The sequence below is a fragment of the Serratia proteamaculans genome (assembly GCF_004684015.1).
Classification (GTDB): domain Bacteria; phylum Pseudomonadota; class Gammaproteobacteria; order Enterobacterales; family Enterobacteriaceae; genus Serratia; species Serratia proteamaculans_F.
Map to the genome: position 1 here is coordinate 67,161 of NZ_SRIA01000015.1, position 12,212 is coordinate 79,372.

9 protein-coding genes are annotated in these 12,212 nt (G+C 56.0%); 5 read left to right on the forward strand and 4 right to left on the reverse strand.

Features of this window, described 5'->3' with window-relative positions; genetic code table 11:
* Nucleotides 1-259: 259 nt before the first annotated feature.
* Nucleotides 260-2,890, reverse strand: coding sequence for a PqiB family protein (locus E5C26_RS10640; protein WP_135316268.1), 2,631 nt, complete (start codon nucleotides 2,888-2,890; stop codon nucleotides 260-262).
* Nucleotides 2,859-4,106, reverse strand: a complete 1,248-nt coding sequence (gene yebS, locus E5C26_RS10645; protein ID WP_135316330.1) for a membrane integrity lipid transport subunit YebS — start codon at nucleotides 4,104-4,106, stop codon at nucleotides 2,859-2,861. The genes E5C26_RS10640 and yebS overlap by 32 nt, the downstream gene beginning before the upstream one ends.
* Before the next feature lie 246 nt (nucleotides 4,107-4,352).
* On the opposite strand from yebS, the gene E5C26_RS10650 reads away from it, so the two are divergent.
* From E5C26_RS10650 to htpX, 4 genes are all read left to right on the forward strand, one after another.
* Nucleotides 4,353-4,850 (forward strand): GAF domain-containing protein, encoded by a 498-nt coding sequence (locus tag E5C26_RS10650; RefSeq protein WP_135316269.1) that lies wholly within the window; start codon nucleotides 4,353-4,355, stop codon nucleotides 4,848-4,850.
* Nucleotides 4,851-4,945: 95 nt separating this feature from the next.
* Entirely contained in the window at nucleotides 4,946-5,656 is a 711-nt protein-coding gene (proQ, locus tag E5C26_RS10655) for an RNA chaperone ProQ (RefSeq protein WP_012144854.1), read from the forward strand.
* Nucleotides 5,657-5,675: 19 nt separating this feature from the next.
* Nucleotides 5,676-7,712 carry a carboxy terminal-processing peptidase gene (gene prc / locus E5C26_RS10660; protein WP_135316270.1) on the forward strand — a complete coding sequence of 679 codons (2,037 nt, stop codon included), beginning with the start codon at nucleotides 5,676-5,678 and terminating at the stop codon, nucleotides 7,710-7,712.
* Nucleotides 7,713-8,000: 288 nt separating this feature from the next.
* On the forward strand, nucleotides 8,001-8,879 hold the full coding sequence (gene htpX, locus E5C26_RS10665; RefSeq protein WP_012144856.1) for a protease HtpX: 879 nt from the start codon (nucleotides 8,001-8,003) through the stop codon (nucleotides 8,877-8,879).
* Nucleotides 8,880-8,927: 48 nt separating this feature from the next.
* Here htpX and E5C26_RS10670 read toward each other — a convergent pair whose 3' ends face one another.
* Nucleotides 8,928-10,322, reverse strand: a complete 1,395-nt coding sequence (locus E5C26_RS10670; RefSeq protein WP_135316271.1) for an MFS transporter — start codon at nucleotides 10,320-10,322, stop codon at nucleotides 8,928-8,930.
* 233 nt (nucleotides 10,323-10,555) lie between these two features.
* On the opposite strand from E5C26_RS10670, the gene kdgR reads away from it, so the two are divergent.
* On the forward strand, nucleotides 10,556-11,347 hold the full coding sequence (gene kdgR, locus E5C26_RS10675) for a DNA-binding transcriptional regulator KdgR (protein ID WP_135316272.1): 792 nt from the start codon (nucleotides 10,556-10,558) through the stop codon (nucleotides 11,345-11,347).
* Between the two features lie 54 nt (nucleotides 11,348-11,401).
* Here kdgR and E5C26_RS10680 read toward each other — a convergent pair whose 3' ends face one another.
* Entirely contained in the window at nucleotides 11,402-12,211 is an 810-nt protein-coding gene (locus tag E5C26_RS10680; protein ID WP_135316331.1) for an ABC transporter permease, read from the reverse strand.
* Between the last annotated feature and the right edge of the window lies 1 nt (nucleotide 12,212).

The following is a 12,212-nucleotide window of genomic DNA, read 5'->3' on the forward strand; positions in this document are numbered from 1 at the left end:
GGGGTGAGCTCTCTGGCAGCAATCAAAATAAATAAGGGCAGGAGTTTACCATAAACCGAAAAAAGTAGGGGCCCGGCATTGCCGGGCCCCTCAGATTGCTGACATAGACCTTTATGGTTAAAAGTTTTGAACCGTGAGTTAATAAAACAAAGGATGATGTCTTCTGATTTACCCTAAACACCCGAAAACCACGTTTTTCGGGTGTTTGTCATCAACAGCAGGGGCCCGGCATTGCCGGGCCCCTGAGAGGGTAAGGAATTTACTCTTTAGGGATGGCGGTACCCCATTCACGCCAGTCTTTTGGCTCTTCCGCATTCAGCATAAAGTGTTTTTGCGGTGTCGCCTTCGGTGCCAGCGGGATGCTAGGCGGGGTGGCGAAGGCAATACCGCCGCGAATGAACTGCTGGAAGGTACCGGTCTTGATCACCCCACCGGTCAGGCCGAACTGCAGGTTGTAGCCGGAAGCCAGCCAGAACACGCTGTTGTTGCGTACCAGGTACTGGTACTTTTTGCTGATGCGCAGCGCAACATGGATTCGATCGGACATGGCACCCAGGTAGAAACCGGTGATGGTGCCCACTTCTACTCCGCGGAACAGCACCGGGGTACCAATCTGCAGCGAGCCGGTTTCGGCGGCGTCGAGGATCACGCTCAGCCCGTCCTGGTAGCGTGAGTCGGTGATGCTGGCTTCCTGCAGCTCAAAGCTGCGCAGCTCACGACCCCGGCCCGGTTCCACGTTAATGTAGGGTTGCAGCAGGGTGTCGAGGTTGCTGACCCCGGCGGCGGAAATCTCCGGCGATACTATGGAGAAACGGCTACCCAAACGTGCGAAAGTTTGCACATATTCAGGATATAACACCGCTTTGACCTGCACTTCGTTACGCTCTGGCGCCAATTTTAGCGAATCTACCTGGCCGATATCGATACCGAGATAACGCAGTGGCATACCTGGCGATAGCTTGCTGGCGTCGTAGGTCTTCAGGATTATCTGGCTGCCCACCGCGCGGGCGGCGGTTTCGGTGGCGTACAGCACGCGTTTGGCACCTTTGCTCAGCGTCACGCCCTGCAAGTTATCGAAACTGATGGCCCCCTTCAGCGCCCGATTGAGCGGGGAAGCCTGAACGGTCAGGCCGTTGCCGTTGAGTTGCACCTTGGCACCGCCCTCGGCCCAGAAGATGCTTTCATTGGTCAGCAGCTTGCGGTATTCCGGGCTGATATAAACATCAACTTCAAATTCGTTGGCCTTTGGACGAACGTTAACAATCTCGCCCACCTGGAATTTACGGTACAGCACCACCGAACCGGCCTGCACGTCCGGCAGGCTGGCGGCGGTCAGCGTCAGGGTTGGCGTTGGCGTGTTGCCGACAACGCCGGCCTCGGCCTTTTCACTATTGCCATACAACGGATACTGGCCGACAGGTTCGCCCTTGCTGCCGGGGATGATACGCACGCCACCGTCCAGCCACTCCTGCGCGCTGGCTCCCAGCACTTCCATACCGTCCAGGCCCAGTTTGACGTCGACGCGGCTGTTGACCACGAACTTGCTGTCTTTGTGCAGCAGGCGGCGATATTGAGCGTCGACGGCGGCGGTAAAGACCACGCCGTTGTCCGTCAGGGTGCGACTCATCACCTGACCGACCTTAACGCCGTGCACCACCAGCGGCTGACCAACGTCGATTCCGTAGCTTTGCGGTGCGTTCAGCGTCACGGTCAGCACGCCCGGCTGTTGCAGCAGGGTTTCGCTGCTGTCCAGCACGTTGAAATGCTGTTGCGGTTCACCTTCGCCCGGTACCAGTTCCAGCGTATTGCCGGTTAGCAATTGGCTGAGTTTGGCGTCGTTAAGGCTCAGGCGTGGGGTGCGCATCACAATCCGCGTGCCGCTGCGCATTAAATCTACCACCGACGGGTCGATGGTCAGTTCACCGGTGACCTTACTGTCCTGCTGCAGTGTCAGTTTGGTCAGTGTGCCCACCTGCAATCCCTGATAGATCAGTGGCGTGCGGTTTTCACTCAGGTTATTGCCACTCGGCAGATCCAGGGTTATGTTCACGCCGCGTTGGCTGTGTGCCAGATCCGGATACAGGGTATAGCTTTGATCGGCCTTGGCCTGCTGACCGTCAAGCGGTGAGTCAAAGGCAATGGCACCGTTGACCAGAGCGGCCAGGCTCTCCATCTGCACCGAGGCACCCGCCAGGCTGAAATCACCCTTGAAGCCCGAGACGTTCCAAAAACGGCTGCTGCCCTTCACCAGATTGGCAAAGCGGCGGTCAATCAGGACGTCGATGGTGACGCCTTTATTGCCTTCGGCGATGGTGTAGTCATACACCTTGCCGACAGGGATCTTGCGGTAATACACCAGTGAACCGGTGTTGAGCGAGCCGAGATCGTCAGCGTGCAGATGAATCATCAGCTCACCGGTATTGAGTCGGTATTTGGGTTGGGTATCAAGTGCGGTGAAATGGTTTTTTGGCTGCCCGCTGCCCGGCATCATACCGATATAGTTGCCGCCCACCAGCGCATCCAGGCCGGACACGCCCGCCAGCGAGGCTTTTGGCGTCACCAGCCAAAATTGGGTGCCGTCGCGCAGCGAGTCTTCCAGGTCGCTCTTGATGCTGACTTCGACCACAATGCTGCGCAGATCCTTGCTCAGGCTGATGCTCTGTACGGTGCCCACTTCCACCCCCTGATAGCGTACCGGAGTACGCCCGGCGACAATGCCCGCCGCGGACTGGAAATCAATGGTCACCGTGGTACCGCGTTCCTGGAAATTGTTATAGACCAGCCACCCGGCGATCAGCAGGGCAATAAACGGCAGTAACCAGAATGGCGAAATACGGCGCTTGTTTTTGACCCGCGCTTCAGTCGGTGTATTCGGCGTTTCCTGTTGCATGTGCATCCCAAATCAATCGGCTATCCAGCCACTCTACGGCAAGAATAGTTAAAATAACCGCAGACCCAAAATAAAAGGCTGCCGGCCCCATAGTAAAAGATAACAATTGGTCGCGATTCACCAGCGACATCATTAACGAAATAACAAACAGATCGAGCATCGACCAACGGCCGATCCAGGTGACCAGGCGCAGCAGGCGAATACGCGTTCTCAGGCTGTGCGAGGTCTTGAAATGGATGCTGAACAGTAAGGTAATCAGCACAATGACCTTGGTAAAGGGCACCAGTACGCTGGCAATGAACACGATGGCGGCGATCGGCACATTGCCGGAAGTTGCCAGCGAGACCACGCCAGAGAAGATGGTGTCTTCCATTCGCGCGCCATTGGCGTAAATGATGGAGATCGGCATCAGGTTGGCCGGGATCAGTAAAATCATCGCCGCAATCAGCGCCGCCCAGGTTTTTTGCAGGCTATAGGGCTGCCGGTGACACATGGGAATATGGCAGCGCGGACAGCGGCCACGTTGGTCAGGATAGCCGGTGAAATGGCAGGACAGGCAGATATGCAGTGCCGTTGGCAGGCCTTTCGGTTGTTCCTGCGGATAATAGCGTTCCCACAGCTGCTCCAGGTTGACGTGGATCAGAGTCAGGATACTGAGCAGGGTGAGCGCCAGGTAAGCGATCAGCGCGCTGCCGGCCTGGATATCGGCATATTCTTTCACTTTGATGGTCGCCACCGCCATGCCGATCAGGTAAATATCGAGCATCACCCACTCTTTCAACCGATCGAGCATCAGCAGTACCGGGCGCAGGTTCATGCCCAGTGCGTGGCCGAAACGCAGATACAGCAGCGACAACGCCAGCGTCAACGGGGCGCCAATAGTGCAAAACGCCACCATGCTGGCGGTGAGAGGATCCCCCTGGTGGCTCATCTGCCAGATGCCTTCCAGCAGGCTGGCGTCGATACGCACCCCCAGCAGGCGGATGCTGATCAGCGGCTGGCTGAAAGCAAAGGGCATCAACAGCAGCATGGTGACCGCTATGGCGGTCAGCCGGGTCATCGACCAGTCACGGCCACTGACCACCTTGGCATCGCAGCGCGGGCAGTAGGCCGCCTGTTTGTTGCTCAGTGGCGGCAACACAAACAGCAGGTCGCATTCGCAACAGCGCTGGTGGCGGGCTTTGGATAGCGGGCCGGTGATCGCGTGTATTTTCATCATGACAAAAAACTGCCCCAGAGCTCGCCGTATCAGTTAGCGTAGCTGAAAAATAAATCTGTCCGTGCCTTATAGGGCCAAGCACCGGGCGGCGAAACAGGGTTTCTGAGCGGCAAACATACCTTGCCCGGTAGGGTTTTGTGAAGCAACAGATGATTAACCTTGTGGCTATACGCATTTAATGCTTATTTTATAGGGCTTAAGACTTGGGCTAGTGGCCTTCTACACTGTATTAATGGTTAACACATGACAAAAGAACAATTCTACGCGGAATTAAAACGTGATTTGTGCGCGCTGCTCGACGGGGAAAACAACTTTATCGCCGCGCTGTCCAACGCCAGTGCGCTGATCAATGAGCGCCTTGATGACGTCAACTGGGTCGGTTTTTACCTGGTGGACGGCGCACAACTGGTGCTGGGTCCATTCCAGGGGAAAATCGCCTGTGTACGCATTCCGGTTGGCAAAGGAGTGTGTGGCAGCGCAGTGGCGGAAAACCGCGTGCAGCGCGTTGGCGATGTCCATGAGTTCCCTGGTCACATCGCCTGTGACGCAGCCAGTAATGCAGAAATTGTGCTGCCGCTCAAGGTTGGCGGTCAGATTATCGGCGTTCTCGATATCGACAGCACAGTTTATCAACGTTTCGACGAACAGGACGAAAGGGGCCTGGAAGCAGTGGTGGCGGGGCTTTGCGCGCAGCTGGAACAGTGTGATAGTGCGAAATATGTCACTGTAACGGCAAGTTGATCTACGGTTAACGTGGCATTTACCGATGGCGTCATTATAATGACGCCTGTTCATGCCTGCGCTGGTTGGCAAACCCGTTGTAATCAGGAAATTTCATGGAAAATCAACCTAAGTTGAACTCTAGTAAAGAAGTCATTGCTTTTCTTGCCGAGCGTTTTCCGCTCTGCTTTAGCGCCGAGGGCGAAGCTCGCCCGTTGAAAATCGGTATTTTTCAGGATCTGGTCGAGCGTGTTCAGGGGGAAGAAAACCTAAGCAAAACGCAATTGCGTTCTGCACTGCGCCTGTACACCTCAAGCTGGCGTTACCTGTACGGCGTCAAAGTTGGCGCTCAACGCGTTGATTTGGACGGCAACCCGTGCGGTGAGCTGGAACAGCAGCATGTCGATCATGCCCGTCAACAGCTTGAAGAAGCAAAAGCGCGAGTTCAGGCACAGCGTGCCGAGCAAAACGCCAAAAAACGTGAAGCTGCCGGTGAATCAGCCGCTGCGGAACCTCGTCGTCCACGTCCAGCCGGTAAAAAACCTGCTGCACGTCGTGAAGGCGGAGCCGCTCCGGAGAACCGCAAGCCGCGCCCACAAACTCGCCCACAGCCCGCTCGCCAACCTCGTGAAGTCAAAGAGGAAAGCCAGCAGCGTCGTGTGCCAGTCACGGATATCTCTAAACTGCAAATTGGCCAAGAAATCAAAGTCAGAGCAGGCCAGAGTGCGATGGATGCAACCGTACTTGAAATCGCCAAAGATGGCGTACGTGTGCAGCTCTCTTCCGGTCTGGCGATGATTGTGCGCGCAGAACACTTGCAGTTCTGATACGGAGGCCAACCAAGGCATGAACAAATTTGTCAGATTAACAGCAGTCGCGGGTCTGTTGTGGGCGGGTGTCAGTTACGGAGCGGAACCAGCCAACATCCGCATCGATCAACTGCCTCAGCTGCAGCAGGAACCGCAACATGCAACGGTGAGTGAGCGCGTCACTTCGCGCTTCACTCGCTCTCATTACCGTCAGTTTACCCTCGACGCGGACTTTTCAGGCAAGATCTTCGATCGTTACCTGAATATGCTGGACTACAGCCATAACGTGCTGCTGGCTTCCGACGTGGCGCAATTCGCCAACAAGCGTAATCAGCTGGGCGAAGAACTGAAAAGCGGTAAGCTGGAAACACCCTACGCGCTGTACAATCTGGCGCAGAAACGCCGTTTTGAGCGTTACACTTATGCATTGTCGCTGCTGGAAAAGCCAATGAGCTTCACCGGCAACGACACTATCGATCTCGACCGCAGCAAAGCGCCGTGGCCGAAAGACAAGGCCGAACTGGACAGCCTGTGGAATGCGAAAGTCAAATATGACGAGCTGAACCTCAAGCTGACCGGCAAGACCGACAAGGAAATCCGTGAAACGCTGACCAAGCGCTATCAGTTCGCCATCAAGCGCCTGACGCAAAGCAACAGCGAGGACGTTTTCCAACTGGCGATGAATGCCTTTGCGCATGAAATCGACCCGCATACCAACTATCTCTCCCCACGTAACACCGAACAGTTCAACACCGAGATGAGCCTGTCCCTGGAAGGTATCGGTGCGGTGCTGCAGATGGATGATGATTACACCCTGATCAACTCCATGGTGCCAGGTGGCCCGGCGGCGAAGAGCAAGGCGATCACCGTGGGTGACCGCATTGTCGGCGTTGGTCAGTCGGGCAAGCCGATGGTCGATGTCATTGGCTGGCGTTTGGACGACGTGGTTTCCCTGATTAAAGGGCCGAAGGGCAGCAAGGTACGCCTGGAGATCCTGCCGGCCGGCAAGGGCACCAAAACCCGAGTGGTCACCTTGACCCGTGAGCGTATCCGTCTGGAAGACCGCGCGGTGAAAATGACCATCAAGACCGTCGGTAAAGAGAAAGTCGCGGTGATGGACATTCCGGGCTTCTACGTGGGCCTGACCGATGATGTGAAAGTTCAGTTGCAGAAGATGGCCAAGCAGAACGTCAAGAGCCTGATCATCGACCTGCGCACTAACGGCGGCGGCGCACTGACTGAAGCGGTATCGCTGTCCGGTCTGTTCATTCCGAGCGGCCCGGTAGTGCAGGTGCGTGACAACAACGGTAAAGTGCGTGAAGACGCGGACACCGACGGCGTGACCTATTACAAGGGGCCGCTGGTGGTACTGGTTGACCGTTTCAGCGCCTCGGCTTCCGAGATCTTTGCCGCGGCAATGCAGGACTACGGTCGCGCGCTGATCGTCGGTGAACCGACCTTCGGTAAAGGTACCGTGCAACAGTACCGCTCGCTGAACCGCATTTACGATCAGATGCTGCGTCCGGAATGGCCGGCGTTGGGTTCGGTGCAATACACCATTCAGAAGTTCTACCGCGTTAACGGCGGCAGTACCCAACGCAAGGGGGTTACCCCGGATATCCTGATGCCGAGCGGTGTCGATCCGGCAGAAACCGGTGAAGCGTTTGAAGATAACGCCATGCCGTGGGACAGCATCAATGCAGCGACCTACACCAAAACCGGTGATATGAAGCCGTTTGAACCTGAACTGCTCAAGGATCATGAACAGCGTATCGCCAAGGATCCTGAGTTCCAGTACATCGCGCAGGATATCGCGCATTACAAGGCGCTGAAGGACAAGCGTAACATCGTCTCACTCAACCTGGTTCAGCGCGAGAAAGAGAACCACGATGATGACGCTACCCGTCTGCAACGTGTTAATGATCGTCTGCAGCGCGCCGGTAAAAAGCCGCTGAAGGCCCTGGAAGACTTGCCGAAGGATTACCAGGAACCTGACCCATATTTGGATGAAACCGTGCATATCGCACTGGATCTGGCGCACCTTGATCAGGCGCAGCCGGCGGCGGCGAAATAACGCAGCCGAGTACCAGCAAATGAAAAGCGCACCTTCGGGTGCGTTTTTTTATGGGCGCTCCTCAGGGCACTGAATAACCCACATCGTTAATTTTACGCAAAAAATACCCACCGTTTTGCGCAACAATCGTTTACAATTTGAAAAGTATTGCTCGCGCCCCGTTTTTGTAAAGTTTCGTATTTTTAGTAGGTTAATGGCGCGCAACTCTTGAAACTGTGACGAATGCCCATACCATCTAGGGTATCCGAGGCAGCGTTTTGTTAACATTTATGAGGAAGTAAACATTTTATGATGCGTATAGCTCTGTTCCTGCTCACCAACCTGGCGGTGATGTTGGTTTTCGGGCTGGTGCTCAGCCTGACAGGAATCCAATCCAGTAGCGTTCAGGGCCTGATGATCATGGCCGGTCTGTTTGGTTTCGGCGGTTCGTTTGTCTCACTGCTGATGTCCAAATGGATGGCGCTGCGCTCCGTCGGCGGGGAAGTGATTGAACAACCGCGTAACGAGACCGAAAACTGGCTGCTGGAAACGGTACGCCGTCAGTCGCAGCAGGCAGGCATTGCCATGCCGCAGGTGGCTATTTATCACGCACCGGACATTAACGCCTTCGCCACCGGTGCGCGCCGTAATGCGTCACTGGTTGCCGTCAGCACCGGCCTGCTGCAAAGCATGAGCCGTGATGAGGCGGAAGCGGTTATTGCTCACGAAATCAGCCACGTTGCCAATGGTGATATGGTCACCATGACGTTGATTCAGGGCATCGTGAACACCTTCGTGATTTTCATCTCACGTCTGATCGCACAGGCCGCCGCCGGCTTCCTGGGCAACCGTGACGGCGAAGGGGAAGGTAACGGCAACCCGATGATCTATTTCGGCGTGTCGATGGTGCTGGAGCTGGTATTCGGCATCCTGGCCAGCATTATCACCATGTGGTTCTCACGCCACCGTGAGTTCTATGCCGACGCAGGCTCCGCCAAACTGGTGGGCCGCGAGAAGATGATCGCCGCACTGCAACGGCTGAAAACCAGCTATGAGCCGCAGGAAGCGGGCAACATGATGGCGTTCTGCATCAACGGCAAGTCCAAGTCGTTCAGCGAACTGTTCATGTCGCACCCGCCGCTCGATAAACGTATCGAAGCGCTGCGTTCAGGTCAGTATCTGAAGTAACCTTCAGAAAATAAAAAGCCCCGGCTCGCCGGGGTTTTTTTATGTCCGTTATTTGGCTTGCTGACTGCTTGGCTCCGCTTGCGCGCGCGGTTGGGTAATGCGCAGGCTGCTGACCGCTGCCGCCAATGTGGCAAAGGTTCCGGCCAGGATCAACGAGGCATGGGTGCCGGAAGTGGGGAACAGGTTGAACATCAGCGCCACCAGCGCAGCTCCCGAGGTTTGCCCCAACAGCCGGGCGGTGCCGAGCATGCCGCTGGCACCCCCGCTGCGGTTGCGCGGGGCGGCGGAAATAATGGTGTGGTTATTCGGGGACTGAAATAGCCCAAAACCGGCACCGCACAGCACCATGCGCCAGATGATATCCAGGTCTGAAGGGTTTTGCGGCAACAGCGCCAACAGAAACAGGCCCAGTGCAAACACCGCCAGACCGATACAGCCTAACAACCCGGCATGAATGCGCTCGACCAGACGTCCTGCAAGCGGCGCCATGACGATAATCGCCAAAGGCCAGGGTGTCAGCAGTAACCCGGTGGCGACCTCGTCGCGGCCCAAGGTGCTTTGCAGGAAGAACGGCAACGAAACCATCGCCAGCATCTGCGCGGCGAATGAACAAATCGAAGTGCCCATCGACAGTGCAAAAATAGGGATGCGCAGCAAGTCTACCGGCAGTAGTGGGAACTCCTGACGCAGTTGGCGGCGAACAAAGAAGAAGCCAATCACCAGCAGCGCGGCGATTTCACTGAATATCAGCGTCAGGCTTTGGCCCTGGGCAAAGCCGCTGATGGCGGTGATCAGCAGTCCGAAGGTCAGGGCGTTCATCACCGCGCTGGTCGGATCAAAGCGTTGGTTAGTGCTTTTTTGGCTGTTGCCGGGCAGGTACTTCATGCCCAGTAACAGCGCGATAATACCAATCGGCAGGTTAATCGCGAACAGCCATTGCCAGGAGGCCACCGACAATATTGCCGCCGCTACCGTTGGCCCGGCCGCCGAGGAAAAGGCGACAATCAATGAGTTAATGCCCATGCCACGGCCGAGAAACCGCTGCGGATAGATAATGCGTATTAACGCCGTGTTGACGCTCATGATAGCGGCGGCGCCAAAGCCTTGCAGCACGCGGGCAATGGTCAGCGTCGTCAGCGAGTCGGACAGGGCGCAGAACAGCGAGGTAATGCTGAACACCAACAGACCGGCCTGATAGATGCGACGATAGCCAATCAGGTCACCGAGCGAGGCCAGCGACAGTAGCGAAATGGTGATCGCCAACTGGTAGGCGTTAACCACCCAGATAGAGCTGGCCGGGCTGGCATTCAGATCGCGGGCGATGGTTGGCAGGGCCACGTTGGCAATCGCGCCGTCGAGCACCGAAACGGTGATGCCCAGGGCAATGGCGAGGATTGCCCCATAGCGTTGCGGGACGGGGAGGCCGTCAGTACAAGAACGCATGTTGATCTCGAAGGTATTTATTCGGGGGAGTATTACCATGCTAATCATATTCGTCTGCGATTGCATCCACAGTTTCCCGCTCAATTGTAATAACCGATGAGAGCTGAGCGCTCAATTCGTTCCTTCTCAGGCATTTATCCCCAGGGCTAATTGCGTGCTCTCCGAAGTCCCGCGTATACTGAAACTCGTGTTCAAATTTCTTAAAACAGAAAATGCCGGATAGGATATTGACTATGGTTAACGCAGACTCAGATAAACAACCGGATGCGGTTTCATCCGTGCTGAAGGTATTCGGTATCTTGCAGGCGCTGGGCGAAGAACGCGAGATTGGCATCACTGAGCTTTCCCAACGGGTGATGATGTCCAAGAGCACCGTTTACCGTTTTCTGCAAACCATGAAGGCATTGGGCTATGTATCGCAGGAGGGCGAGTCGGAGAAATACGCGCTCACGCTCAAGCTGTTTGAACTGGGTGCCAAATCGCTGCAAAGCGTCGATCTGATCCGCAGTGCCGATATCCAAATGCGTGAACTGTCGAACCACACCCGTGAAGCTATTCACCTTGGGGCGCTGGATGAAGACAGTATTGTCTATATCCATAAAATCGACGCGATGTATAACCTGCGTATGTATTCGCGCATTGGTCGTCGCAACCCGCTGCACAGCACGGCGATTGGTAAAGTATTGCTGGCCTGGCGCGACCGGGAAGAAGTGGCGCAAATCCTGTCAAAGATTGAATTCACCCGCAGCACGCCAAATACCCTGACCGACGCCGCAGCATTGATGTCGCTGTTGGAGCAGGTGCGTGAGCAAGGCGTGGGGGAAGACATTGAAGAGCAGGAAGCAGGGCTGCGCTGCATCGCGGTGCCGGTGTTTGACCGCTTTGGCGTGGTAACCGCCGGTCTGAGCATTTCGTTCCCGTCCATTCGCTACTCGGAAGAGGCCAAAGCGGATTACGTTAAACGTCTGCACAGCGCTGCGCGCACTATTTCCGGGCAAATGGGTTACCACGACTATCCTTTCTGACCGCTCCGATGCAGATAAAAAGGCGCTGCCGTCCGTCGGTCGCGCCTGATAACGTCACTGGCCGTTGCGTACCGGCAGCAACCGCCGCGAAAGCCCTTCCAGCAATAGCATCAACACTAGCGTTACCGCCACCAGGATCATGGTCAATGTCGCACCACCGGCAATGTTGCCACGGTCGGTCAGGCTGAAAATTGTCACCGGCAGGGTTGCCCAACTTGGTGGGTAAATCATGACCGTCGCGCCAAGCTCACCCATTGATAACGACAAACTGAGTGCAAAGGCGGAGATCATGTAAGGGGCAATCATCGGCAGCGTCACATGGCGCAAGCGGAACAGCGGTGAAGCGCCCAGACTGGCAGCCACATTCTCATAATCGTTGGCCAGGCGCGCGAGCCCCGCAGTGACATTGCCGAAGGTAAAGGCCGAAACCAGCACAAAATGCGCGATGGGGACGATAAGAAATGTTCCGTTCAGTTGCAGTGGCTGCTGGCTGAAGGCCACCAAAATACCCAAACCAACCGATACCGAAGGCACTGCGCTGGGGATAAAAAACAACGTACCGAGCAAACGTTGCGTTTTCCCCTGATACTGGCGTAATGCCAGCGCTGCCCAAACCCCGCACAGCAGGGCAAATCCACTGGCGGCAACCCCGATCAGCAGGCTGGCTGTCAGTGCATCCCATGACGCACCGCGCAAGGCCTGGCGGTAATGTTCGAGGGTAAAGCCGCTCGGCAACACGCCGTTCCATTGCTCGCTCAGGCTCGACATCAGTATCACTGCCAATGGCAGGCAGAAAAACAACACGAACAGGGCAATTGCCAGGCTGTAAGCCGTATAACGACCGGAGCGCGACCAGATCAACATC

Coding starts and splice junctions, on each gene's coding strand:
- E5C26_RS10680 (WP_135316331.1), bottom strand. CDS start 12,211: ATGTTGATCTGGTCGCGCTCCGGTCGTTATACGGCTTACAGCCTGGCA.
- proQ (WP_012144854.1), top strand. CDS start 4,946: ATGGAAAATCAACCTAAGTTGAACTCTAGTAAAGAAGTCATTGCTTTT.
- E5C26_RS10670 (WP_135316271.1), bottom strand. CDS start 10,322: ATGCGTTCTTGTACTGACGGCCTCCCCGTCCCGCAACGCTATGGGGCA.
- E5C26_RS10650 (WP_135316269.1), top strand. CDS start 4,353: ATGACAAAAGAACAATTCTACGCGGAATTAAAACGTGATTTGTGCGCG.
- htpX (WP_012144856.1), top strand. CDS start 8,001: ATGATGCGTATAGCTCTGTTCCTGCTCACCAACCTGGCGGTGATGTTG.
- prc (WP_135316270.1), top strand. CDS start 5,676: ATGAACAAATTTGTCAGATTAACAGCAGTCGCGGGTCTGTTGTGGGCG.
- yebS (WP_135316330.1), bottom strand. CDS start 4,106: ATGAAAATACACGCGATCACCGGCCCGCTATCCAAAGCCCGCCACCAG.
- E5C26_RS10640 (WP_135316268.1), bottom strand. CDS start 2,890: ATGCAACAGGAAACGCCGAATACACCGACTGAAGCGCGGGTCAAAAAC.
- kdgR (WP_135316272.1), top strand. CDS start 10,556: ATGGTTAACGCAGACTCAGATAAACAACCGGATGCGGTTTCATCCGTG.